This window comes from Lysobacter luteus, from assembly GCF_907164845.1.
Taxonomy (GTDB): domain Bacteria; phylum Pseudomonadota; class Gammaproteobacteria; order Xanthomonadales; family Xanthomonadaceae; genus Novilysobacter; species Novilysobacter luteus.
Genome location: NZ_OU015430.1, coordinates 164,635 through 187,173, shown reverse-complemented (window position 1 = coordinate 187,173; position 22,539 = coordinate 164,635). Strand labels below are relative to the sequence as shown.

Below are 22,539 nucleotides of genomic sequence, written 5' to 3'. Positions count from 1 at the left end.
TCGACCTGACGGCGCCGCACGCCCCTCTTTTGCCTGACTGGAGCCCCTGCCATGACGATCTCCCGCAACCCGGTGATCCGTCTGTCTTCCCTGTCCACCGCCCTGCTGCTCGCACTGGCGACGCCACTCGCGCTCGCCGCGCCGGCCGACGATGCCGACGTCGCCAGCGACCCGTTCGACCTCCAATCCATCGTCGTGACCGCCACCGCGCCGGTGTCGGCGCTGACCTTCGACACCAGCCCAAAGTTGCCGCGCCAGCCGGTCCCGGCCAGCGATGGCGCGGACTACCTCAAGACGATTCCCGGCTTCTCGGCGGTGCGCAACGGCGGCACCAACGGCGACCCGGTGCTGCGCGGCATGTTCGGCTCGCGGCTCAACCTGTTGACCAATGACGGCGCGATGCCGGGCGCCTGCCCCAGCCGCATGGACAACGCGATGTCCTACATCGCGCCGGAGAACTACGACCGCCTGGTGGTCACCAAGGGGCCGCAGACGGTGCTGTGGGGCCCGGGCGCGTCGGCCGGCACGGTGCGCTTCGAGCGCGACCGCGAGGTGTACGAAGCGCCGACCGTCAAAGCCAGCGGCAGCCTGCTGGCCGGCAGCTTCGGCCGCAACGACCAGGTCGTCGATGCCACCTATGGCGACCGGCTGGGTTACGCCCGCGTCAGCGCCAACCGCTCCGAGTCCGACGACTACCGCGATGGCAACGGCGACACCGTCGGCTCGGCCTGGAAGAAGTGGAATGCCGACGTCGCCCTCGGCTGGACCCCCGATCCGGACACCTTGCTGGAACTGGGGATCGGCGTCGGTGACGGCGAGTCGCGCTATGCCACCCGCGGCATGGACGGCAGCCAGTTCAAACGCGACAACACCAGCCTGCGGTTCGAGAAGACCAACATCGGCGAACACCTGCAGGAGTTCGAGGCGAGCATCTACCACAACGTCGCCGACCACGTGATGGACAACTACAGCCTGCGCGACCCCAACCCGGCCGGCCCGATGCCGATGCCGATGGCGTCCAACGTCGAGCGCGCCACCGACGGCGGGCGGCTCGCGGCGACCTGGCGCGGCAGCGCCTACGAACTGGTCGCGGGAGTCGATGGCCAGGACAGCCGCCACCGGCGCCGCGGCGGCATGGGCCGGGACGCCTACCGCGCGCAGCCCTGGGCCGTCGATGCGCGCTTCGCCAATCTGGGTGCCTTCGCCGAGGGCACCTGGTTCCAGGGCGAGCGCAACCGCTGGGTCGCCGGCACCCGGATCGACCGCGCCGAGGCCACCGACGAACGCGCCACCATCAGCGGCGGCCACGGCGGCGCGGCGGTGCCCAATCCCACCGCCGGCCAGACCCGCGAGGACACCCTGGCCGCCGGCTTCGTCCGCTTCGAGCGCGACGCTGCCCGCCAGCCGGTGACCTGGTACGCCGGCGTCGGCCACACCGAGCGCATGCCCGACTACTGGGAGCTGTTCTCGGCCCGGTCGTTCGGCGGCGCGATGGGGACGGGCATGGGCGGCACCAACGCGTTCGCCGGGCTCGATACCGAGAAGACCACCCAGCTGGACATCGGCCTGCACTACCGCGGCAGGAAGGTCGACGCCTGGGTGTCGACCTACGCCGGCCGGATCGACGACTTCATCCAGTTCCACTACCCCAGCGAAGGGATGATGGCCGGCACCAGCGTTGTCTCCAACATCGATGCCGACATCCGCGGCGCGGAACTCGGCGTCGAGGTCCGCCCGGCCGACCACTGGAAGCTCGGCGCCACCCTCGCCTACGCCCGCGGCGAAGCCCGCGACAGCGGCCGGCCGCTCCCGCAGATGACACCGCTGGAGTCGCGCCTGACCGCCTCGTGGGACAACGGCAGCTGGTCGGCCGGCGCGCTGGTCCGGGTGGTCGATGGGCAGGACCGGGTCGCACCGGGCTACGGCAACGTGGTCGGCCAGGACCTCGGCCCCAGCGCCGGCTTCGCCACCCTGGCGCTCAATGCCGGCTACCGCGTCAACGCGATGGTGCAGGTCACCGCCGGCGTGGACAACGTGTTCGACCGCGCCTACAGCGAGCACCTCAACCTGGCCGGCAATGCCGACTTCGGCTACCCGGCCGACCCGGTCCGGATCAACGAGCCCGGCCGCAACGCGTGGCTGAAGGTCAACGTCAGCTACTGAGGCCACACGCGACCGGGCCAGCGCGTGGCCCGGTCGCCCGCGGTGCAGCCGGCGACCGCCCGGCCTACACTCCATGCCGCATGACACATCCAGACCCACCGGCGTCGCGCAAGCGCACCAAGGCCACCTCGATCGATATCGCCCACCACGCGGGGGTCTCCCAGGCCACCGTGTCGCGGGTGCTGCGCGGCTCGCCCCTGGTCAACGCCGAGACCCGTCGCCGGGTCGAGGAAGCGGTCCGCGAGCTCAACTACACCGTGGACCGGCACGCCTCCAGCCTTCGCCTGCAGCGCTCGGGCACGCTGGCGCTGCTGCTGTTCGAGGACCCGACGGCGGACGACTCGCACATCAACCCGTTCTTCCTGTCGATGCTCGGCTCGATCACGCGTGCCTGCGCGCGCGCCGGGCAGGACCTGCTGGTCTCGTTCCAGCAGTTGTCCGACGACTGGCACGCCGACTACGCCGACAGCCGGAAGGCCGACGGTTTGATCCTGCTCGGCTATGGCGATTACCTGAGCTACCGCGGCAAGCTCGACACCCTGCTCGAGCAGGGCACCCGGTTCGTGCGCTGGGGCGCGGTACTGGCCGACCAGCCCGGGCTGTCGATCGGCTGCGACAACTTCCATGGCGGCGAACTGGTCGGCCAGCACCTGGCCGCACTCGGGTGCCGCCGGGTCGCCTTCCTGGGTGACGCCTCCAGCCACTATCCCGAGTTCCTCGACCGCTATCGTGGCTGCGATGCCGCGTTGCGGGTCGCCGGCGGGGCGATGGACCCGGCACTGCAGGTCGATGCGCAGAGCGCCGAGGATGATGGCTACGCCGCGGCGCGCGAGTTGCTGGCGCGCAGCGGGGCGGCCGGTGCGGCGCCCGGCTTCGACGCGGTGTTCGCCGCCAGCGACCTGATCGCGATCGGCGCGTTGCGGGCGTTCGAGGAACACGGCCTGCACGTGCCCGGCGACGTTCGGCTGGTGGGCTTCGACGACATCCCTACCGCGCGCTTCACCCAACCGGCGCTGACCACCGTCGCGCAGGACACCTCGGCGGCCGGCGAACTGCTGGTGGAAACGCTGATGGCGCTGATCGACAACCAGCCCGCGCAGAGCCGCATGCTGCCGGCGCAACTTGTGGTGCGGCGCTCCAGCGGCGCCGCGCCGGGCTGAGCGCGGTCAGTCGCCGCGACGCGCGCGCGCCATCGCTCCATCGAGCGCGGCGGCCAAACCACCGTCGCGTACGGGCGCATCAAGCACGAACACCCTGACCCCATGCGCCGGCACCGTTGCCGCAAGCGACCCGCCTTCGGCGACCGCGAGCACGCCGCCGTCGAGTGCATCGCGCCACGTTCCCGCCTGCAGGTAATCAAGCACTTCGAACGGCGCCGGCACGTCGCCCTTGTTGAGCAGTACCAGCGCGACCTGGGCCTGGCCACCGTGCTGCAGCACCCGGTAGAACGCGGCGCGGTCGCCTTCAAGTTGCACGTTGAGCTGCAGTCCGCGCTGCAGCGCCGGTGTTGCCGCACGCAGGCGGGCAATGCGCGCCAGCTGCTGGCGGACGGGGTGGGCAGCGGCCGCATCGACGCGGTCCTGGCCGAAGTAGTTGCGATTGCCTTCGTGCTCACCGGCGCCGCGCATGAAGCCGATCTCCGAGCCGTAGTAGATGACCGGGATGCCGCGCGCGGTGAACAGCCAGTTGTGCGCATCGATGAAGCTCGCATCGCTGGCGTCCATGCGCGGCATGTCGTGGTTGTCGTAGAAGGTCATGAGCTCGTACGGGTTGGCGTACGGGCCGTCGATCAGGTACAGCGCATCGGCCAGCCGCTCGTAGCCGGCGCCGGCGCGGCCGAACACGTCCTGCAGCGCCGCCTTCAACGGGAAGTCGAGCACGCTGACGCCGCCGTTCTCCTGCCAGGTGTGCGGCGCGATGTTGCCGGCCTCGTGGTCGAACGCCTCGCCGAACATGAAGAAGCCCGGATGGTCGGAGCGGATGCGGTCGGTGAACGCCTTCCAGAACGGATGCGGCACGTGCCGGATGGTGTCGATGCGGAACGCGCCGGCGCCCTGGTCGATCCACTTCGAATAGGCGCGCACGAAGTAGTCGAGCACCGCGGGATTGGTGTCGTCCAGGTTGGACAGCTGGGCGAGGTCGGGCTCGGCGTGGAAGAACGCGTGCAGCGGATTGGTGTCCGGGTCGAGCGCTTCGGGCGCGAGGTTCTGGTGGTCGGCCACGAGGCGGCCGTCGGCGTCGTAGAGCTCGCCGAACTTCGGCTGGTCGGCCGGCATGCTGAACGACGGCGAGCCGTGGTTGGCGACGATGTCGAGCACCGTCACCAGGCCGTGCCTGCGCAGCCCCGCGGTGAGGCCGGCAAAGTCGAGCCCATCGCTGGGCAGGTGCTCGTCGACGGTGAAGAAGTCCACACCCCAGTAACCGTGGTAGCCGGTCTTGCCGCGGTCCTTGAAGAACGCATCCGAGCCGATCGGGTCGCCGCCGGTGAAGGCCTGGTCGGGGTTGTCGATGATCGGCGTCAGCCACACCGCGCCAAACCCCATGTCGGCGATGTAGCCCGCGTTGTCGAGCAGGCCGCGGAAGTCGCCGCCCAGGTAGCCGATGTTGCCGCCGTGCCGCTCCGCACCGGGGGTCGGCCGGTCAAAGGTGCGCAGCGCGGGGTCCGGCGCGCCCTGCGCGCGCTGGTCGTTCGACGGGTCGCCGTTGACGAAGCGGTCGGTCACCACGAAGTACACCGCGTTCGCCGCGAACGGCTCGGTGGTGCCGTAGTACTCGCGGTCGACGGCGGGCGCGCCCGCCCCGCCGAGGTGGGTGCAGCCAGCGGCCAGGGTGGCCAGCAGCACGAGTGCGACAGCCGACGGCTTCATGCGGCCTCCCCAGCGGTCCCGGCGGTCGCCGCCAACGGCTCGCTCACCCGCAGCACGCACAGCCCCGCGATCACCAGGCTGATGCCACCCACCGCCAACGCGTTGACCGGCTCGCCACCGAGGAAGGTGTTGAGCAGGAACCCCAGCAGGCTCGCGGCGACCAGCTGCGGGATCACGATGAAGAAATTGAAGATGCCCATGTACACGCCCATCTTGGCCGCCGGCAGGCAGTCCGACAGCAGCGCGTATGGCAGCGACAGGATGGACGCCCAGGCGAAGCCGACCCCCACCATCGACAGCAGCAGCCAGCGCGGGTCGTCGATCACCAGGAACGACAACAGGCCCAGCCCGCCCAGCACCGCGTTGACCAGGTGGCTCATGCGCAGCCCGAGCCGCCGCACCATCGCCGGGATGACCATGGCCGCCAGCGCCGCAAAGCCGTTGTAGGCGGCAAACAGCACGCCAACCCAGTTGGCGCCCTCGTTGTAGGCGGCCGACGTCGGATCGTCGCTGCCGAAGTGCACGCCGGTCACCGCCGCGGTGGTGTAGATCCACATCGCGAACAACGCGAACCAGCTGAAGAACTGCACCACCGCCAGTTGCCGCATTACCCGCGGCATGTGGTGGAGGTCGCCGAGGATGCTCGCCAGCGGGTTGTCACCGCGCAGGTGGCGCAGCGCGAACTGGGCAAGCCCGTAGGCCGCCAGCAACCCGGCCAGGATGTAGAGCTGCTTGTCGAGGCCAAAGCCGACCACCGCGGCCGCCAGCAACGCGCCCGCCGCCAGCCAGGCAATGCCGTGGCGTGCCAGCCGCCCGCGATCCAGCGGCGGGCGCACCAGCACCGGCGCCTCGTCCCAGGCCTGCAGCTGCGCCGGCGGGTACTCGCGCGTGCTGACGATGGTCCAGCCGACCGCCAGCAGCAGCACCGCGCCACCGAACCAGAACGCGTAGCGCACGGTGTCGGGTACTTCGCCCGGGCCGGCGGTGTTGGCCACGCCCAGGTGCGCCAGCAGGAAGGGCAGCAGGCTGGCGACCACCGAACCGACGCCGATGAAGAAGCTCTGCATCGCGTAACCGGTCGGCCGCTGCCGGCACGGCAACTGGTCGCCGACGAACGCGCGGAACGGCTCCATCGAGATGTTGATCGAGGCGTCGAGCACCCACAGCATGCCGGCCGCGATCCACAGCGCCGGCGACTCGGGCATCACGAACAGCGCCAGCGTCGACAGCACCGCGCCGACCAGGAAGTAAGGCCGGCGGCGCCCCAGCCCGGTCCAGGTGCGGTCCGACAGATAGCCGACGATCGGCTGGACGATCAGGCCGGTGAGTGGCGCGGCAATCCACAGCACCGGGATCTCGTCCATCTCCGCGCCCAGCGTCTGGAAGATGCGGCTGACGTTGGCGTTCTGCAGGGCGAACCCGAACTGGATGCCGAGGAAGCCGAAACACATGTTCCAGATCTGCCAGAACGACAGCTGCGGTTTGCGATCCATCCGATGCGTTCCCCATTGGTCGACGGCCATGGTAGTCAGCGGTGCAGGTGCACAATCGGCCTGCAAACGTATTCATCGCCGGCGCGCCCGTGGCGGCAACATGCTGCAGTGCGGGCCGTGGAATAGTGGCGCCCCGGCGAGCCGCGCGCAGTGGCCGGCCGCCCTTTCTTCAAGGCACGTTGTGGGGACGCGGATGGCGACAGCACCCTGGTGGCGCGGCGCGGTGATCTACCAGATCTACCCGCGCAGCTTCCTGGACACCAACGGCGACGGCGTCGGCGACCTGCCCGGCATCATCGCCCGCCTCGACCATGTCGCCAGTCTCGGCGTGGACGCGATCTGGGTGTCGCCGTTCTTCACCTCGCCGATGGCCGACTACGGCTACGACATCGCCGACTTCCGCGATGTCGACCCCATGTTCGGGACGCTCGCCGACTTCGACCGGTTGCTGGCGCAAGCCCATGCGCGCGGCATCCGGGTGATGATCGACCAGGTGCTCAGCCACAGCTCCGACCAGCACCCGTGGTTCACCGAGAGCCGCGCCAGCCGCGACAATCCGCGTGCCGACTGGTACGTCTGGGCCGACCCGAAGCCCGACGGCACCCCGCCCAACAACTGGCTGTCGATCTTCGGCGGCGGCGCGTGGACGTGGGAGCCGCGGCGCGAGCAGTACTACCTGCACAACTTCCTGTCCTCGCAGCCGCAGCTGAACTTCCACAACCCGGACGTGCGCGCGGCGATGCTGGACACGTTGCGGTTCTGGCTCGACCGCGGCGTCGACGGCATGCGGCTGGACTCGATCAACTTCTGCTTCCACGACGCCCGGTTGCGCGACAACCCCGCCAAGCCCGCGCACCTGCGCGTGGGCCGCGGGTTCAGCGCCGACAACCCGTACGCCTACCAGTACCACCACTACAACAACACCCGGCCGGAAAACCTCGCCCTGATGGAGGAGCTGCGGGCGCTGTTCGACCGTTACCCGGGGACGACCACGCTCGGCGAGATCTCCTCCGAGGATTCGCTCGGCACCATGGCCGAGTACGTCACCGGCACCCGGCTGCACATGGGCTACAGCTTCGAGCTGCTGGTCGAGGAGCGCAGCGCGGCCTACATCCGCCACACGGTCGAGCACCTTGAATCGCGCATGAGCGACGGCTGGCCATGCTGGGCGCTGTCCAACCACGACGTGCAGCGCGCGGTGACGCGCTGGGGCGGTGCCGATGCAAGCGACGACTTCGCCCGGCAACTGGTCGCGCTGGTGTGCTCGCTGCGCGGTTCGGTCTGCCTGTACCAGGGCGAGGAGCTCGGGCTGCCGGAAGCCGACGTCCCGTTCGACAAACTGCGCGACCCGTATGGCATCGCGTTCTGGCCCAACTTCAAGGGCCGGGACGGCTGCCGTACGCCAATGCCGTGGACCGGCGCCGCCGACGCGGGCTTCAGCCCGGCCGAGCCGTGGTTGCCGGTGCCCGAGGCCCATCGTGCCCGCAACGTCGCCACGCAGGATGCCGACCCCGGCTCGGTGCTCAACGGCGCGCGCCGGTTCCTGCGTTGGCGCAGGGACCAGCCGGCGTTGGTGGGCGGCGATATCGCCTTTATCGATGCACCCGAACCGGTGCTGGCGTTCACCCGCACGCGCGATGACATGCGCGTGCTGGTGGTGTTCAACCTGTCGGCCGCCGCCGCGACGTGGACGCTACCGGCCGGCATGGCGCCGCGCGTGCTCGACGGCCACGGCCTGGTCGCCGGCGCAGTGCACGGCGGCGAACTGCAACTGCCGGCCAACGGGGTGTTCTTCGCCCACATCGACTGAGGAGGTCGCGATGGCGGCATGCAGCGTGGGAAGCAGTCCCGTCGGTTCACCGGCCCACGCGCTCCGGCGGCGCGCCCTCGGCGTTGCGTTGGCGCTCGCGTGCATCGCCGCCCCGGTCGGCGCGACGGGATCTGGCGCGACGACACGCCACGCGGGCGAATCCCGCATGTCGCCGACCGCCGGGCTTGATACCGCGGCCTGCAACGCCGACGCGTTCGCGACGACCCTGCAGGCCGCGCCCGACGCCCCGACCGATGCCAGTGCCTACTGGCTCGACCGCGGCCTGCTGCAATGGCCGGGCGTCGCGGCCGACGACACCGGGACCTACCGCCTGTACCACTCGGCGACTGGTGGGATTACCGCCGGGCCCGGTGCCGCGGTCACCGGTGCCGATGGCGCACTTGCACTGTCGCCCATCGGCACGCCGCTGCCGCCCACGCTGGCCGCGAGGTCCGATTTCATTGGCGAAGGCGTACGGCTGTCGCTGGCCCCGGGTGACGTGACGCGTGTGCCTGCGCTGCTGCGCGGCCAACTGGTGCTGGTGCGCGAGGATGCGGACGGCAGGGTGCTGGCCGCGACCACCGTGCAGCATCCCGGCGCACTCGACGACCTCTTTGCTGCGGCAACCGCGCTGGACGACCTCGGCGCGACGCCCGGTAGCGATGGCACCGGCTTCCGTGTGTGGGCGCCGACCGCCCGCGACGTCTCGCTATGCCTCTACGACGACGGCGACGGCGCCGCCAGCGCACGCCTGCCGATGCAGCGCGACGATGCCACCGGCGCATGGTCCACACGCCTGCCGGGCGATCGTTCGGGCGACTACTACACCTACCTGGTCGACGTGTTCGTGCCGGGCACCGGCGTGGTCCGCAACCGCGTCACCGATCCGTACTCGGTCAGCCTCACCGCGAATTCGAAACGCAGCTACGTCGCCGACCTGGATGCCCCCGCGCTCAAGCCGACCGGCTGGGACGACACACCGCGACCGACGCCGTTGGCCGCGCCGACCGACATGGTCATCTACGAACTGCACGTGCGCGATTTCTCCCGCGACGACACGACGGTGACCGACGCCAACCGCGGCAAGTACCTCGCGTTCACCGAAACCCGCAGCGACGGCATGCGCCACCTGCGGTCGCTCGCCGACGCCGGCCTGACCGATGTCCACCTGTTGCCGGTGTTCGACCTCGCGACCGTGCCCGAGCCGGGCTGCATCGAACCCGACGTACCCGAGGCGGCCGCGGACGGCCAGGCCCAGCAGGCGGCGGTGATGGCTGTCGCCGCGCGCGACTGCTTCAACTGGGGCTACGACCCGTACCACTTCAACGCGCCCGAGGGCAGCTTCGCCAGCAACGCCGCCGATGGCGCAGCGCGCATCCGCGAGTTCCGCGCGATGGTCCAGGCGTTGCACGCTGCCGGGCTGCGGGTCGGCATGGACGTGGTCTACAACCACACCACCGCGTCCGGCCAGCTCGAGCGCTCGGTACTCGACCGGATCGTGCCCGGCTACTACCAGCGCCTCGACGCGAACGGCAAGGTCACCACCTCGACCTGCTGCGACAACACCGCCACCGAGCACCTGATGATGGGCAAGCTCATGCTCGACTCGGCGGCGCTGTGGGCGGAGCACTACCGGATCGACTCATTCCGCTTCGACCTGATGGGCCACCAGCCGCGCGATGCGATGGAGCAGCTGCAGCGGCGCGTCAACGAGGCCGCCGGCCGCCACGTCAACCTGATCGGCGAGGGCTGGAACTTCGGCGAGGTCGCAGACGGCGCGCGCTTCGTGCAGGCCTCGCAGTTGTCGCTGCAGGGTTCGGGCATCGGCACCTTCAGCGACCGCGCGCGCGATGCGATCCGCGGTGGCGGCGCCGGTGACAAGGGCGCGGCGATGTTCACCCAGGGCTATGTCAACGGCATGCACTACGCGCCCAACGCGCACGACACAGCCAGCCGCGCCGAGCTGCTGCATGCCGCCGACCTGGTCCGCGCTGGCCTCGCGGGCACCCTCGCCGAGTATGTGACGACGGACGCCAGCGGCGCGACGATCCCGCTGTCCCGGCTCGACTACAAGGGCCAGCCGGCCGGCTACGCCGCGCAGCCGGGCGAGGTGGTCAACTACGTCGAGAACCACGACAACCAGACCCTGTTCGACGTCAACGCGTTCAAGCTGCCGGCCGACACCAGCCGCGATGATCGCGCCCGGGTGCAGGTGCTCGCACTCGCACTGAACGCCTTCAGCCAGGGCATCGCCTACTTCCACGCCGGCGGCGAACTGCTGCGCTCCAAGTCGCTGGACCGCAACAGCTTCGATTCCGGTGACTGGTTCAACCGGCTCGACTGGAGCGCCACCGACAACCACTTCGGCACCGGCCTGCCGCCGGCGCCGGACAACCGCGAGAGCTGGCCGCAGATGGCACCGCTGCTCGCCGACCCGTCGATCAAGCCGACCGCACGCGGGATCGCCTTCACCCGCGATGCGTTCCTCGACCTGCTGCGCATCCGCGACAGCTCGACCCTGTTCCGTCTGCGGACGGCCGACGATGTGAAGCGGCGCCTGCGCTTCCACAACACCGGTCCTGCCCAGAACCCGGTGGTGATCGCCGGCGAGCTCGACGGCCGTGGCTACCCGGGCGCCGGATTCGAGGCGCTGCTGTACCTGGTCAACGTGTCGCCGGAGCCGCAGGTGCTCCCGATCGACGCGGCCCGCGGCCGTCGCTTCGTGCTCCACCCCGTTCACCGCGCCGCCGGTGCCGCTGACCCGCGCCCGCACGAGTCCGCCGCCTTCGACCCGGCCAGCGGGCACTTTGCGGTGCCCGCCCGCACCGCGGTGGTCTACGTCATCGAGTGATCCACATGCCGCCGCTGTCGCGAACCGGAACCTCGCCGGTGCACGCCGCGGTCGCTACACGCCGAGAGAGGAAACGCATGCGCCGTCCGATCCTGTCCATCGTCTATGCGATAGCTGCCGCCGCGCTGTCGTGTGCTTCGGCCCATGCCGAAACGGTAGCCACCGTCTCGTCACCCAACGGGGTGCTGACCGTCGGGTTGGACCTGCACGAAGGCCGCGCCGGCTACCGCGTCGAGCGCTTCGGCGAACCGCTCATCGACACCTCCGCGCTCGGCTTCATGCTGCGCGGCAGCGGCAAGTTCGAGCGCAACCTCGCGCTCGCCGACAAGGCGACCCGCAGCTTCGATGAGACCTGGGAACAGCCGTGGGGCGAGGACCGCTTCATCCGCAACCACTACAACGAGCTGCGCGCGACGCTGACCGAGACCATCGCACCGAACCGCACCTTCAACGTGGTGTTCCGTGTCTACGACGACGGCATCGGTTTCCGCTACGAGTTCCCCGAGCAGTCCGCCGCAGCGGAACTCATCATCGACGACGAGTTGACCGAGTTCGCGCTCGCCGGCCCCGCCACCGCGTGGTGGATCCCCGCCGGTGAGTGGAATCGCTACGAGTACCTGTACAACCGCACGCCCCTCAACGAGGTCACCACCGCGCACACGCCGATGACAGTGCGCACCGACGACGGCCTGCACATCGCCTTCCACGAGGCCGCGCTGGCCGACTACGCCGGCATGTGGCTGCGCCGCGCCGAAGGCCGCCGCTTCCGCGCCGAGCTCGCGCCGGCGTCGGAGGGCTGGAAGGTGCGGCGCACGCTGCCATTCAACACCCCGTGGCGCACCCTGCAGATCGCCGACAGCGCTGCCGCGCTGTACGAATCGTCCGACCTGATCCTCAACCTCAACGAACCGAACAAGCTCGGCGACGTCAGCTGGTTTACGCCTTCCAAGTACGTCGGCATCTGGTGGTCGCTTCACCTGGAGCAGGAGAGCTGGGCAACCGGGAAGAAGCATGGCGCGACCACGGCGAACACGAAGCGCTACATCGACTTCGCCGCCGAGCACGGCTTCCGCGGCGTGCTGGTCGAAGGCTGGAACCCGGGCTGGGACGGCCAGTGGTTCGGCAACGGCTACGACTTCGACTTCACCCGCGCCACGCCCGATTTCGATATCGAGGCGCTGGCGGCTTACGCGAAGTCGAGGGACGTGCACCTGATCGGCCACCACGAGACCGGCTGCGCGGTCAGCCACTACGAGGACCAGATGGCCGACGCGTTCGCGATCAACGAGCGGCTCGGCATCGACGTGGTCAAGACGGGATACGTCTGCGACGCCGGCGGCATCGAGCGGCGCCTGCCGGACGGTTCGATCGCGCGCGAATGGCACGACGGCCAATGGAGTGCCGGCCATCACCAGCGCGTGCTCGAAGCCGCGGCCAGGCACCATGTCGCGATCAACAGCCACGAACCGATCAAGGACACGGGCCTGCGCCGCACCTACCCGAACTGGGTCAGTCGCGAGGGTGCGCGCGGCATGGAGTACGGCGCCTGGGGCAACCCGACCAACCCGCCCGAGCACGAGGTCAACCTCGTGTTCACCCGCATGCTGTCCGGGCCGATGGACTACACCCCGGGCATCCTCAGCCTGCAGGGTCGCGGGCAGGCCATCCAGACCACCCTCGCCAAGCAGCTGGCGCTGTACGTGGTGCTGTACAGCCCGGTGCAGATGGCCGCCGACCTGCCGGAGAACTACGAGAAGCACATGGACGCGTTCCAGTTCATCAGGGACGTACCGGCCGACTGGGCGCGCACCGAGGTGGTCAATGGTGAGGTCGGCGACTACGTGACCTTCGCGCGCAAGGACCGCAACAGCGACGACTGGTACCTGGGTAGCATCACCGACGGAAACGGCCGCGTGCTCGAGGTGCCGCTGTCATTCCTCGACCCGGGCCGGAACTACACCGCGCAGGTCTACCGCGACGGCGACGGCGCGCACTGGCACGACGCACCGTTCGCATTCGAGCGCGAAACCCGCGCCGTCACCAGCGCCGACCGGTTGACCCTGCGACTGGCAGCCGGCGGCGGCCAGGCAATCCGCTTCGTGGCTGGCTCCGCAGCGGTCCCCTGACTGCGCTGCAGCCCCGATCAGCCGCCGCGTCGCACCAAGGGCGCCACCTCACCCGCGCGCTCGTCGAAGCGCGAACTGACCACCGCGATCGCCGTGTCGCCCTGCGACCAGTAGCGCGCCATGAGGCCGCCGTCCCTACGCTCGCCTTCGCGCATCCGGTGGGTACGTGGGCGCAGGTAGATGCCGAGCACTTCGCCGCCTCCGTTCTCGTAGACCAGCATCGCTGCGGCGCCCTCGGCGGTCGCCAGCATGCGTGCGCCACGCAGCCGGTAGCCCTGTTCGCTGAGGTCGGGCACGCGACCAGCCTCGTCGAAGTTGCGGACCAGCCAACGCTGCAGGCCGTCGCTGCGATCACCTTCGAAGTCCATGGCGACCTGGCTTTCCGACAGCAGGCGGTAGGCGGTGACGGCATCGGCCATCGGCGGGGCCGAACGCGCGTCGCGGCCATCCCGCGCCCACCAGCCACCAACACCACCCAGCCCGAGCGCAAGCACCAGCACGGCGGCGCGGGCCATGGTGTCCCAGCGTCGGGCGTGGACCCTACCCCGGACGCGCAACGGGTCCAGCCGCGGGGCCTCCGGCAGCGCCGCGCCGTCACCCAGTGCGGCGCGCAATGCCTCCGCGTCGGCCTTCCAGCCCCGCACGCGCGCGGCGGCATCCGGGTGCGCGGCCAGCCAGGTCTCGACCGCGGCACGCCGGCCCGCACCCAGATGGCCATCCACGTAGGCATGCAGGTCGGAATCGGAGATCGGTTCGTTCATTTGACTATCCGCAAAGCTGTGGTGGGTGCGTGTCCGTCCGTCAGCGCGCGCAACCGGTCGCGTGCGCGCGACAACCGGGACATCACGGTGCCGATCGGCACACCCAGGGTTTCGGCGACCTCGCGGTAGCTGAGGCCCTCGACACCGACCAGCACCAACAGCGCGCGCTGCTCCGCCGGCAGCTGCTCCAACGCGGCCAGCGCGTCGCGCCCTTCGGTGATGCGCTCGGCCGATGGCGCGTGGACCGCGTCCGCCGCCCCCACCACCTCGAGCACGCGGCGCCAGCGCGTCGCCCGGCGTTGCTCGTCGATGAACTGCCGGTACAGGATCGAGAACAACCACGACTGCAGCGCCGCGGCCTTCCGTCGCGACGCCCACGCCCGCAGTGCACGCTCCAGCGCGGCCTGGACCAGGTCGTCCGCCGCCGTTCCGTCCCGGGTGAGAGCGCGCGCGAACTGGCGCATCCGGGGGATCAGGTCGCGCAGGCGATCCTCATCCTGGTCCTGGTCCTGGTCTTGGTCCTGGTCATCCACCTTGAGGGCCTCCGCGGCGCAGGGCCGGATGGCGGGAGAAACGGTCATCGGTTGCACGGACATGCCAGTGTGACGAACCGTGACGCGGCTTATTCCCCGGCAGCGTTGGTGCGTCGATGGAATATAGGTCGCGCCCGTGCGTCCTACCATCGCCCCCACAGGAATAGCGACGGATGAACTACCCAGACGAGCCTCTCCCCGGTTCCGACCCAAGCCCCGACCCCAGCCCGGAGCGCCTCCGGCGGGCCCTCGCGCTGGCCGGCATCGGCGCGATTGCACTCGGCGCGGTCGGTGCATTTGCCTGGACCGCTGGCTGGCTGGGCGCCGACCGCCTCACCGCCGGCCAGGTGGTCGACGCGGTGGAAGCCAACGGCGGTCCGCACCCTGGCTTCCGCCGCGCGCATGCCAAGGGCGTCTGCATCACGGGCACGTTTACCGGCAGCGCCGACGGACGCGCGCTGTCTGCCGCGGAGGCTTTCTCGGGCGAAACGCTCCCGGTGCTTGGACGATTCTCGATCGGCGGGGGCGACCCGCATGGTTCCGATGCCAGCGCACGGGTTCGCAGCCTGGCGTTGCAACTGGGCGGACGCGGTGAACCGCAGTGGCGCATGGCCATGAACAGCTTTCCGTTCCTGGCCGTCGCCACGCCGCAGGCGTTCCATCAGCAGACCCTGGCCAGCCGGCCGGATCCCGCCACCGGCAAGGCCGACCCCGTCGCGATGGAGGCGTTCCTCGCCGACCATCCGCGGGCCCGCGCATTCCAGCAGTGGGCCAAAGCCGCGCCGTGGTCCGACAGCTGGGCGAACACCGAGTACAACAGCGTCAATGCCTTCCGCTTTGTGGACGCCGATGGCGGCGAGCGCTTCGTGCGCTGGTCGATGCAGCCGCGCACCCCGTTCCGGGAGCTCGATGCGGCCGAGCGCGAACGCGCCGATGCCGGTTTCCTCGCCGCCGACCTGGACCAGCGCCTGCAAAGCGGGCCGCTGCACTGGGACATGGTGGTGACGCTGGCCGCCCCCGGCGACGTGGTCGAGGATCCGTCGGTGCCCTGGCCGGACGCGCGCGATCAGGTGGTCGTCGGCACGCTGACGCTGCTGCATGCCGAGCCCCAGAGCACGGGCGCGTGCCGCGACATCAACTTCGACCCGCTGGTGCTCCCCCATGGCGTGGCCGCGTCGGGCGACCCGATCCTGGCCGCACGCTCGGCCACCTACGCGCAATCGTTCAACCGGCGGCAGCGCGAGCTGGCGCTGGGACAAGGCAACGCCGCCACCACGCCGGAAGCAACCCCATGAGTGCGCACGACACGAACCCCGCCCACTTCAACCGCACCGCGCGATCGCTGCACTGGCTGATGGCCGTGCTGATCATCGCGATGCTGTTCATCGGCGTCGGAATGGTCAGTTCGGTTTCCGCCCGGCCGTGGCTGATCGACCTGCACCGCCCAATGGGCATCGCGATCCTGTTGCTGGCCGTGCTGCGCCTGCGCAAACGGATGCGCCACCAACCGCCGGCATTGCCCGCATCACTGCCGGTCTGGCAACGCCGCGCCGCCCACGCCTCGCATTGGCTGCTGTATGGGCTGATGGTCGCGCTACCGGTGATCGGCTGGGCGATGCTTTCTGCCGCCGGCGACCCCGTGCGCATGGCGTCCGGCCTGGTACTGCCGCCGATCGCACCGCAGGACCCGCTCGTGTATGCCGCCCTGCGCGCCGCGCATGGATGGCTCGCCTACTTGCTGTTCGCGACCGTGGTGCTGCATGTGTCGGCCGCGCTGCTGCACGCATGGGTGTATCGCGACGGCGTGTTCGGCGCGATGACGGGAGCGCGCAAGCCGGGTTGACCGTCCGCGGCCGCGCTCAATTGGCTGGCGACGCCACCCGCCACGGTGGATGGCGGCGGTTCTCGCCCGCGTGGAACAGGCAGAGGCGGTTGCCGGATGGGTCGGTCAGCCGCGCCTCGCGCCACAGCCAGCGCTGGTCGGTTGCCGGCTGGTCGAACGCGATGCCGGCTGCGGCCAGCCGGGCCACTCGCGCGTCCAGGTCGTCGCACTCGAAGTACACCAGCACGCCGCTGCCCGGTTCGCTGCAACGCCCGCCGGACTCCTCCACCGCATGCAACGAGAACGTCGCATTGCCGTCCGGGCACTCGAACCGCGCGTAACGCGGTGGCGAGTGGACGATCAGGGTGAACCCCATCACCCGGTAGAACCCGACCGTCCCGTCGAACAGTGCCGTGGTGGTGGGCAGGGTGACCTGGTTGAGGTTCATGCGGGGGTGCCTGCGGCCGGTCAGGCTTTGCGTACGAATTCGGACTTGAGCTTCATCGGACCGAATCCGTCGATCTTGCAGTCGATGTTGTGGTCCTCGTCGACCAGCCGGATGTTGCGCACCTTGGTGCCGGCCTTGAGCGCGCCGCTGGCACCCTTGACCTTGAGGTCCTTGACCACGGTGACCGCGTCCCCGTCGGCAAGCACGTTGCCGACCGCATCGCGGTGCACGGTTTCCGACTCGGCGGCGGGCGCCGCGGACGGGTTCCATTCGTGCGCACACTCGGGACAGATCAGCATGTCGCCGTCGGCGTAGGTGTAGGTGGAGTTGCAGGCGGGACAGGCGGGCAGGTCGGTCATGGCTTACTCGATCGTGGTGCGGGAACGCGCGACGGCGCACGCCATTGTCGCCGATCGGCCCGCATCACCGGCGCTGGGGACGCGCCCCGTGCACGCAGCGCGCAAACAGCCGGCCCAGCTGCCGCAACAGGTACACGGCCGCTACCACGACCGACGCAACCATCAGCAGCACCGCGTGGTGGCCGAGCAGCGCATCCAGGATCACGCGGCACCCCATCGGGCGCGCATGCCAAATGCGCCCGGCAACGAGTTGCAATGCACACTGACCACGCGGTCAGAACTCGCGGCCATTGACCTGCACGCGGTTGATCGCGTCCAGGTCGATCCCTTCGACGCAACGCAGGTTGATCGCGGCCATCTCGGCCCCGTCCGGCATCTGTCCGAGCCCGAATGGCTGGCAGCCACAGGTTGGGCAGAACCGGTGCTGGATGACGTGGCGGTTGAAGGTGTACGTGCTCATCGTGTCCGCGCCGGAGATCACCTCCAGCGCCGCGCGCGGGACGAACCACAGCAGGAAGCCCTTCCGGCTGCAGTGCGAACAGTTGCACTCGATGCCCTGGTCGATCTCGCCGTCCACCGAAAACCGGACAGCCCCGCAATGACAGCTTCCACTCGGCATGAGACCCCTCCCGGAACGCTCGTACCTGCGGGACGAGCATTGCCTCTGATCGTCCGCCCGGCGTTCTGTGGCGTCAACCGCGGTGGTGCCGGCCCGGCATCATGACGCCCCACCCGCCGCCACGGCCTGTCACGACAGGCCGTACGACTGCGTGATTACGGTTGCCGACCGGAAGGGGTGATGGTTGCGACCGGCTGGCCCTGCGGCGCCGCAATTGCATTGCCGGCGCACTGGTAGACCCGCTCGACATTCCACTGTGCGCAGTCGCCGTCGCCGCCCGCACGTCCACACTGTTGGTCAACGCCTACGGCGCGGTCGGTATAGCTGTAGCCGAGACGCTCGCACTGCCGGGTCGCGACCTGGTTGGCGTGTTGATGGCTCAGCGGCGGGTGATCGAGGCGCTCGGTCAAGTAGGACACCGCCACCTGTCCGGCGCCCTTCCCGGGAGCCACGGCGTAGTCGGGGCTGCTCGCGCATCCCTGCAGTCCCACCAGAACAACCAGAGCGAATGCATGGCGGCGCATGGGTCTCTCCTGTAGTCGGCTCCGGTCCGATCCTACCTGCGATACGGATCCGCTTCACGCCGGGGTGCAAACTCCCACTCGCCAATCGGTGAGTCACAGATGCAGCTTCAAGCCTTCATGCGATGCGACGAAACCGAGTCCCTCGTAGAACCGGATCGCATCGGTGCGTTTCTTGTCGGAGGTCAGTTGCACCAGATGGCAGCCCCGGACCTTGGCCCGGTCGATGGCCCACTGGAACAGTTGCCGTCCTATTCCGCCGGAGCGCTGGTCTTCCGCGACTCGGACTCCTTCGATCTGCGCACGCCACCCGCCCTCATGTGTGATGTGCGGTACGAACGTCAGCTGGAGCACGCCGGCTACCGGCCGATCCGGCGTGTCAACGACGATGAGCTCGTTGTTGGGGTCGCGGTCGATCGCCATGAACGCCGCTTCGTACGGCGCGGGGAGCGGCGATGTGTTGTTCTCGCGTCGCGCACCCAGGGGATCGTTCGCCAGCAAAGCAACGATTGCGGACAGATCCTCCAAGGTGGCAGCCCGGAAAGTGAGAGCCGAGGCCGTCATGACTTCGCGCCCGCCATGATGATCCCCATCCCGAGCAGGCAGAAACCGACGCCGACCCAGTCCGTGACCGTTGGCCGCACCGAGTCCACGACCCACAGCCAGACCAGCGCGACGCTGATGTAGACGCCGCCGTACGCCGCGTAGACCCGGCCGGCCGCGTGTGGATGCAGTGTCAGCAGCCAGGCGAATGCCGCCAGGCTCAACGCCGCCGGTACCAGCAGCCAGGCCGAGCGGCCCTGCTTGAGCCACAGGTACGGCAGGTAGCACCCGACGATCTCGGCAAGCGCCGTGACGACGAACAGCCCGAAAACTTTCAGCATTTCCAAAACAGACGTTCCCTCCCGTCGCCGCCGCGCTACACCAGCCAACCGCGCGCAATCGCCCTGCGGCTGAACCAGACAAGGCCGATACCCACGGCCAGCACGATCGCCTGCATGGCCACGGCCACCGGGCCCGCGAGGGTCGCGCCGTCTGCCAGCACGAACAGCCCGAAGTCCTGGACAAGGATTCCGAGCAGCGATAGGACAAACACCGGGAACGCCCACTTCCTGCGCAACAGCAGCCCGATCGAGCCAAGCACACCCCCGAAAACCGCAACGGCGGTCGCCACAACGGCCCAGCCCGGGCGCGCGGCGTAAAGCGCCTGCTGGGCCTCGGGCAGCCGGGCGAGGTCGTCGGGCGAAAGACGAAGATCCGAGAAGAACGCAAGACATCCGAGCAGGTTCCACAGCAACGCCACGATTGCGACGACCTTGAGCGAGACAGGCGGCTTCATTCGGTTCTCCCCGGCTTGTGAAAGGTGTAAGCGCCTCGTCGCAATCAACGTCAACTTGCCTCCTACGCGGCCCGGCGAAACCGAACCCGGATGCGTGGCGGAGGGCGCGACTGCCAAAGCCTACCCGCTTACCGGCGCAGGGTGCCCATGCATCCAAGTGTTTGGGATCCGCACCTGCCTCCCGCCCCAATCCACTCCGTTTTGCGGGTTAAGCCGCCCGTGGATAAGCTTTCCCGGCGCGTTCGCGCATTCAGGGGAAAGGGGATCAGATGATCAGCAGGAACATGGGACTGCCGCTCGCCGCGGCGGTGTTGGCATGCGCGTGCGGAACCGCCCACGCGGCCAAGGACGCGCCGGAGCGCCACGATCCGTCGCAGGGCGAACTGCTCTCGGGCATGGCACTGCACGCCGTGGCCGCGCATGACCGGCTCAAGAGCCAGATCACCTACGGCTACATCGATGTGGGTGACACCATCACCAACGCCACCAACAGCCTGTACATGAATACCCCCGGGCTCTCGTACGGCAGCGCCGCTGCCGCGGGCCTTGCCGGCGGGCTGATCGCGACGGCGCTCATCAACGCCGAAGCCAAGGCGTCCGCCCAGCACCAGGTGCGGGATGCGAACACGGAGTTCGAGCGTGCCCAGTGCAAGCTGTCGAACACCGACGCATTGCTGGGTGCGATCGAGCGCAGCGTCGCTGGCACGCCGTGGGGTGCCGGACGCGACATCCAGCGCCATGTGCTCGCGCCGGACCAATCAGTGGACGACCTGGTGACGCAGGACGAGCCGCGCTACGAACTCGTGGCGACCTACAGCATGACGCCGGACTATTCCGCGCTGGTCACCTCGGTCACCCTCGGCGCCTACTCGCCGCAGCTGCCCGGCGCCCCGTCGCGCTGGCAGAAGAAGCCCGCGTGGAGCGACGACCTGGTGGTGGTGTCGGATATCGTTCCGCTGGCCGACAAGACCCCGGCTGACATCGAAGCCGCCGTCGCCCGCGAGACCGCGCGTTATGCCGACTCCGGCGCATACAAGCTGATCCAGGCCGCCAACGCCGGCGACCGCACCGCGCGGCGCGATGCCAGCGCAATGCTCAGGACCCACAAGTCGCGCATGCGTGAGGCCAAGGGCGAGCGTTGGACGCCACGCGAAGCCGCGGCCGCGCGTGCACGCATCTGGGCGGCCGACGATTGCAGCCTGGTCCGCGCGGCGCTCACGCAGGGCGCGACCGACATCGAGACGCTGCTGGGCCGCCTGTTTGCCGGCTCGCTCCCCGCCCACGCGGAAGCCGTCCAGCCAGCGGTGCCGTTGCGCGACGATAGCGATCGCGTCATACAGCCACTTCCGGAGGGGCGGTACGTCGCACGCGCCGTCGATGCCGACGCACCACTCGGCTGGCGCTACTCGTGGTTCCCCGAGGACGAAACGCCGGAAGAAGCGTCGGCGGAATAAGCCCGAGGCGGGACCCTGCGCACGCGGGGCCCTGCTGGACGGTCTCCGTTGCCGCTACTGGCTAGAGCGCTGCCGCTCCCGCCGCCTCGCTCATGGACAGGTGCCCCGGTTGCGCCTTCACGCGCCCGAGCCATGCCCGCACGGCCGGATACTGCGCCAGATCAAACCCGCCTTCGTGCGCCACGTGCGTATAGGCGTAGAGGCCGATGTCCGCAATGCTGTACCGCTCCGCGACGAAGAATGCGCGCTGCGACAAGTGCTGCTCCATGACTCGCAGCGCGGCGTGGCCGGGCGCCATCTTCTCCTGGAGCCTGGCTTCCTGCTCCTCGCGTCGGCCGAGGTAGCGGACGATGTAACGCGCGACCGCAATGTAGGGTTCGTGGCTGTACTGCTCGAAGAACAGCCACTGCAGGACCTGTGCACGTTCGAGACGCGCCGACGGCAGGAGCGGCGTGCCCTCTGCGAGGTAGTGGAGGATGGCATTCGACTCGGGCAGGTAGGTGCCGGGTTCGATCTCCAGCAGCGGAATCTTGCCGTTCGGGTTCCTGGCCAGGAACGCCGATGTACGGTTCTGCGTTTGCAGGATGTCGACGTGCACCCCACTCGTGCGCCAGCCCAAGCTGCGCCAACACCAGCTTGACCTTGTAGCAATTACCCGACTTCAGATCGCCGTAGACGGTGAACACTCGATCTTCCCCACTTATTCCTGTTGTGTGCTCTAGCGTCTGATCTACGCCGAGCCGCGGAGCCGATCCGGCTTGAATGAATTGTCAGGCCCGCGCCGCTTGGCCAGAAGGAAGGCCGTTATCACCGAGACCATCACGGCAACGCCGAGTACGGCGAGGTAGATGAGCTGCGGCAAGTCCTGGTAGGGCACATCGTGTGTGCTCGCCAGGCCGCGCACCGATTGCGGCCGACAAAGGCCAAGACTAGCGCGCCGAGCTCACAACCCCAGCCACCGAGCAGAAAGACCCACCGATGGAGCTCGGAGCCCCGACGGCCGAGCTACTTACTCGGAAGGTGGGACCAAGAGCTCCAACGGCCGAGCCGTGAGCTTCAACGGCCGAGCAAGTTGCCCGGAACATGGAGCCGAAAACCAGGGCTGCCGAGCAACGTGGCCCGCTGGTTGAGCTCCGAGCCCCACAGCACGAGGAAATTGCGTCGAAGATGGAGCTACAAGACCCGGCGGCAAAGTCCCAAGCTGCAACACCAAGTCCTTGTTCCGACGGCTTGCATTATTGCTGCCTTAGCGGCCTAACGCTTGAGTTAAGGGTTGCTGCGAAGCGACATCCCCTTGAACGAATTGTTACGCCTCTTCTGTACGGGATGACACCTTGTGAATACCCGTGGAAACAACCACGAGCACAACAATC

Annotated in this window: 20 protein-coding genes and 1 pseudogene; 8 read left to right on the top strand and 13 right to left on the bottom strand. The window is 69.1% G+C overall.

Going from position 1 to position 22,539, the window contains the following annotated elements; genetic code table 11:
* Positions 1–51: 51 nt before the first annotated feature.
* Both KOD61_RS00915 and KOD61_RS00910 read left to right on the top strand, forming a co-directional pair.
* Positions 52–2,163, top strand: coding sequence for a TonB-dependent copper receptor (locus KOD61_RS00915; RefSeq protein ID WP_215219219.1), 2,112 nt, complete (start codon positions 52–54; stop codon positions 2,161–2,163).
* A gap of 80 nt (positions 2,164–2,243) precedes the next feature.
* On the top strand, positions 2,244–3,323 hold the full coding sequence (locus KOD61_RS00910; protein WP_215219218.1) for a LacI family DNA-binding transcriptional regulator: 1,080 nt from the start codon (positions 2,244–2,246) through the stop codon (positions 3,321–3,323).
* A 6-nt stretch (positions 3,324–3,329) separates the two neighbouring features.
* Here KOD61_RS00910 and KOD61_RS00905 read toward each other — a convergent pair whose 3' ends face one another.
* Together KOD61_RS00905 and KOD61_RS00900 are read right to left on the bottom strand one after the other, a co-directional pair.
* Complete coding sequence (locus tag KOD61_RS00905; protein WP_215219217.1) at positions 3,330–5,030, bottom strand: alpha-amylase family glycosyl hydrolase; 1,701 nt, start codon at positions 5,028–5,030, stop codon at positions 3,330–3,332.
* Positions 5,027–6,523: an MFS transporter gene (locus KOD61_RS00900; protein ID WP_215219216.1), complete on the bottom strand. Its 1,497-nt coding sequence runs from the start codon at positions 6,521–6,523 to the stop codon at positions 5,027–5,029. The genes KOD61_RS00905 and KOD61_RS00900 overlap by 4 nt, the downstream gene beginning before the upstream one ends.
* Positions 6,524–6,716: 193 nt before the next feature.
* On the opposite strand from KOD61_RS00900, the gene KOD61_RS00895 reads away from it, so the two are divergent.
* The 3 genes from KOD61_RS00895 (at position 6,717) to KOD61_RS00885 (ending at position 13,310) form a co-directional block, all read left to right on the top strand.
* Complete coding sequence (locus KOD61_RS00895) at positions 6,717–8,333, top strand: alpha-glucosidase family protein (protein WP_215219215.1); 1,617 nt, start codon at positions 6,717–6,719, stop codon at positions 8,331–8,333.
* Between the two features lie 166 nt (positions 8,334–8,499).
* Positions 8,500–11,184, top strand: a complete 2,685-nt coding sequence (locus tag KOD61_RS00890; protein WP_215219214.1) for an alpha-1,6-glucosidase domain-containing protein — start codon at positions 8,500–8,502, stop codon at positions 11,182–11,184.
* Between the two features lie 77 nt (positions 11,185–11,261).
* Complete coding sequence (locus tag KOD61_RS00885) at positions 11,262–13,310, top strand: glycoside hydrolase family 97 protein (RefSeq protein ID WP_215219213.1); 2,049 nt, start codon at positions 11,262–11,264, stop codon at positions 13,308–13,310.
* Positions 13,311–13,327: 17 nt separating this feature from the next.
* Here the strand turns inward: KOD61_RS00885 and KOD61_RS00880 are convergent, their stop codons facing one another.
* Positions 13,328–14,071, bottom strand: a complete 744-nt coding sequence (locus KOD61_RS00880) for an anti-sigma factor family protein (protein ID WP_215219212.1) — start codon at positions 14,069–14,071, stop codon at positions 13,328–13,330.
* The gene (locus KOD61_RS00875; RefSeq protein WP_251370732.1) at positions 14,068–14,535 is read right to left on the bottom strand and encodes a sigma-70 family RNA polymerase sigma factor; all 468 of its coding nucleotides are present in this window, start codon (positions 14,533–14,535) and stop codon (positions 14,068–14,070) included. The genes KOD61_RS00880 and KOD61_RS00875 overlap by 4 nt, the downstream gene beginning before the upstream one ends.
* A gap of 242 nt (positions 14,536–14,777) precedes the next feature.
* Here KOD61_RS00875 and KOD61_RS00870 point away from each other — a divergent pair, with 242 nt between their 5' ends.
* Complete coding sequence (locus tag KOD61_RS00870) at positions 14,778–15,899, top strand: catalase family peroxidase (protein ID WP_215219210.1); 1,122 nt, start codon at positions 14,778–14,780, stop codon at positions 15,897–15,899.
* Positions 15,896–16,447, top strand: a complete 552-nt coding sequence (locus tag KOD61_RS00865; protein WP_215219209.1) for a cytochrome b — start codon at positions 15,896–15,898, stop codon at positions 16,445–16,447. Before KOD61_RS00870 ends, KOD61_RS00865 begins: the two co-directional genes overlap by 4 nt.
* 16 nt (positions 16,448–16,463) lie before the next feature.
* On the opposite strand, the gene KOD61_RS00860 is transcribed toward KOD61_RS00865, so the two are convergent.
* The 8 genes from KOD61_RS00860 to KOD61_RS00825 all read right to left on the bottom strand — a co-directional run bounded on the left by KOD61_RS00860 (position 16,464) and on the right by KOD61_RS00825 (position 19,712).
* Positions 16,464–16,874 (bottom strand): VOC family protein, encoded by a 411-nt coding sequence (locus tag KOD61_RS00860; protein WP_215219208.1) that lies wholly within the window; start codon positions 16,872–16,874, stop codon positions 16,464–16,466.
* Between the two features lie 20 nt (positions 16,875–16,894).
* The gene (locus KOD61_RS00855) at positions 16,895–17,233 is read right to left on the bottom strand and encodes a zinc ribbon domain-containing protein YjdM (RefSeq protein WP_215219207.1); all 339 of its coding nucleotides are present in this window, start codon (positions 17,231–17,233) and stop codon (positions 16,895–16,897) included.
* A gap of 64 nt (positions 17,234–17,297) precedes the next feature.
* A complete protein-coding gene (locus tag KOD61_RS00850) occupies positions 17,298–17,438 on the bottom strand; it encodes a hypothetical protein (protein WP_215219206.1) in 141 nt (46 codons plus the stop codon).
* Positions 17,439–17,507: 69 nt separating this feature from the next.
* On the bottom strand, positions 17,508–17,810 hold the full coding sequence (locus KOD61_RS00845; protein WP_345777399.1) for a GFA family protein: 303 nt from the start codon (positions 17,808–17,810) through the stop codon (positions 17,508–17,510).
* 197 nt (positions 17,811–18,007) lie between these two features.
* Entirely contained in the window at positions 18,008–18,376 is a 369-nt protein-coding gene (yecR, locus tag KOD61_RS00840) for a YecR family lipoprotein (protein ID WP_215219204.1), read from the bottom strand.
* Positions 18,377–18,469: 93 nt separating this feature from the next.
* The gene (locus tag KOD61_RS00835; protein ID WP_215219203.1) at positions 18,470–18,937 is read right to left on the bottom strand and encodes a GNAT family N-acetyltransferase; all 468 of its coding nucleotides are present in this window, start codon (positions 18,935–18,937) and stop codon (positions 18,470–18,472) included.
* Positions 18,934–19,257, bottom strand: a complete 324-nt coding sequence (locus KOD61_RS00830; protein WP_215219202.1) for a YnfA family protein — start codon at positions 19,255–19,257, stop codon at positions 18,934–18,936. Before KOD61_RS00830 ends, KOD61_RS00835 begins: the two co-directional genes overlap by 4 nt.
* 35 nt (positions 19,258–19,292) lie before the next feature.
* Entirely contained in the window at positions 19,293–19,712 is a 420-nt protein-coding gene (locus KOD61_RS00825) for a hypothetical protein (RefSeq protein WP_215219201.1), read from the bottom strand.
* 269 nt (positions 19,713–19,981) lie between these two features.
* Here KOD61_RS00825 and KOD61_RS00820 point away from each other — a divergent pair, with 269 nt between their 5' ends.
* Complete coding sequence (locus tag KOD61_RS00820) at positions 19,982–21,166, top strand: hypothetical protein (protein ID WP_215219200.1); 1,185 nt, start codon at positions 19,982–19,984, stop codon at positions 21,164–21,166.
* A 61-nt stretch (positions 21,167–21,227) separates the two neighbouring features.
* Here KOD61_RS00820 and KOD61_RS00815 read toward each other — a convergent pair.
* Positions 21,228–21,870, bottom strand: a pseudogene (locus KOD61_RS00815) (glutathione S-transferase family protein).
* Positions 21,871–22,539: the final 669 nt, after the last annotated feature.

Bases quoted from the DNA above. Each gene is read 5' to 3' on its own strand.
- KOD61_RS00895 (WP_215219215.1), top strand. From the start codon at position 6,717: ATGGCGACAGCACCCTGGTGGCGCGGCGCGGTGATCTACCAGATCTAC.
- KOD61_RS00905 (WP_215219217.1), bottom strand. From the start codon at position 5,030: ATGAAGCCGTCGGCTGTCGCACTCGTGCTGCTGGCCACCCTGGCCGCT.
- KOD61_RS00890 (WP_215219214.1), top strand. From the start codon at position 8,500: ATGTCGCCGACCGCCGGGCTTGATACCGCGGCCTGCAACGCCGACGCG.
- KOD61_RS00830 (WP_215219202.1), bottom strand. From the start codon at position 19,257: ATGCTGAAAGTTTTCGGGCTGTTCGTCGTCACGGCGCTTGCCGAGATC.
- KOD61_RS00880 (WP_215219212.1), bottom strand. From the start codon at position 14,071: ATGAACGAACCGATCTCCGATTCCGACCTGCATGCCTACGTGGATGGC.
- yecR (WP_215219204.1), bottom strand. From the start codon at position 18,376: ATGCGCCGCCATGCATTCGCTCTGGTTGTTCTGGTGGGACTGCAGGGA.
- KOD61_RS00865 (WP_215219209.1), top strand. From the start codon at position 15,896: ATGAGTGCGCACGACACGAACCCCGCCCACTTCAACCGCACCGCGCGA.
- KOD61_RS00910 (WP_215219218.1), top strand. From the start codon at position 2,244: ATGACACATCCAGACCCACCGGCGTCGCGCAAGCGCACCAAGGCCACC.
- KOD61_RS00820 (WP_215219200.1), top strand. From the start codon at position 19,982: ATGATCAGCAGGAACATGGGACTGCCGCTCGCCGCGGCGGTGTTGGCA.
- KOD61_RS00860 (WP_215219208.1), bottom strand. From the start codon at position 16,874: ATGAACCTCAACCAGGTCACCCTGCCCACCACCACGGCACTGTTCGAC.
- KOD61_RS00885 (WP_215219213.1), top strand. From the start codon at position 11,262: ATGCGCCGTCCGATCCTGTCCATCGTCTATGCGATAGCTGCCGCCGCG.
- KOD61_RS00825 (WP_215219201.1), bottom strand. From the start codon at position 19,712: ATGAAGCCGCCTGTCTCGCTCAAGGTCGTCGCAATCGTGGCGTTGCTG.
- KOD61_RS00835 (WP_215219203.1), bottom strand. From the start codon at position 18,937: ATGACGGCCTCGGCTCTCACTTTCCGGGCTGCCACCTTGGAGGATCTG.
- KOD61_RS00915 (WP_215219219.1), top strand. From the start codon at position 52: ATGACGATCTCCCGCAACCCGGTGATCCGTCTGTCTTCCCTGTCCACC.
- KOD61_RS00875 (WP_251370732.1), bottom strand. From the start codon at position 14,535: ATGCGCCAGTTCGCGCGCGCTCTCACCCGGGACGGAACGGCGGCGGAC.
- KOD61_RS00855 (WP_215219207.1), bottom strand. From the start codon at position 17,233: ATGACCGACCTGCCCGCCTGTCCCGCCTGCAACTCCACCTACACCTAC.
- KOD61_RS00900 (WP_215219216.1), bottom strand. From the start codon at position 6,523: ATGGATCGCAAACCGCAGCTGTCGTTCTGGCAGATCTGGAACATGTGT.
- KOD61_RS00870 (WP_215219210.1), top strand. From the start codon at position 14,778: ATGAACTACCCAGACGAGCCTCTCCCCGGTTCCGACCCAAGCCCCGAC.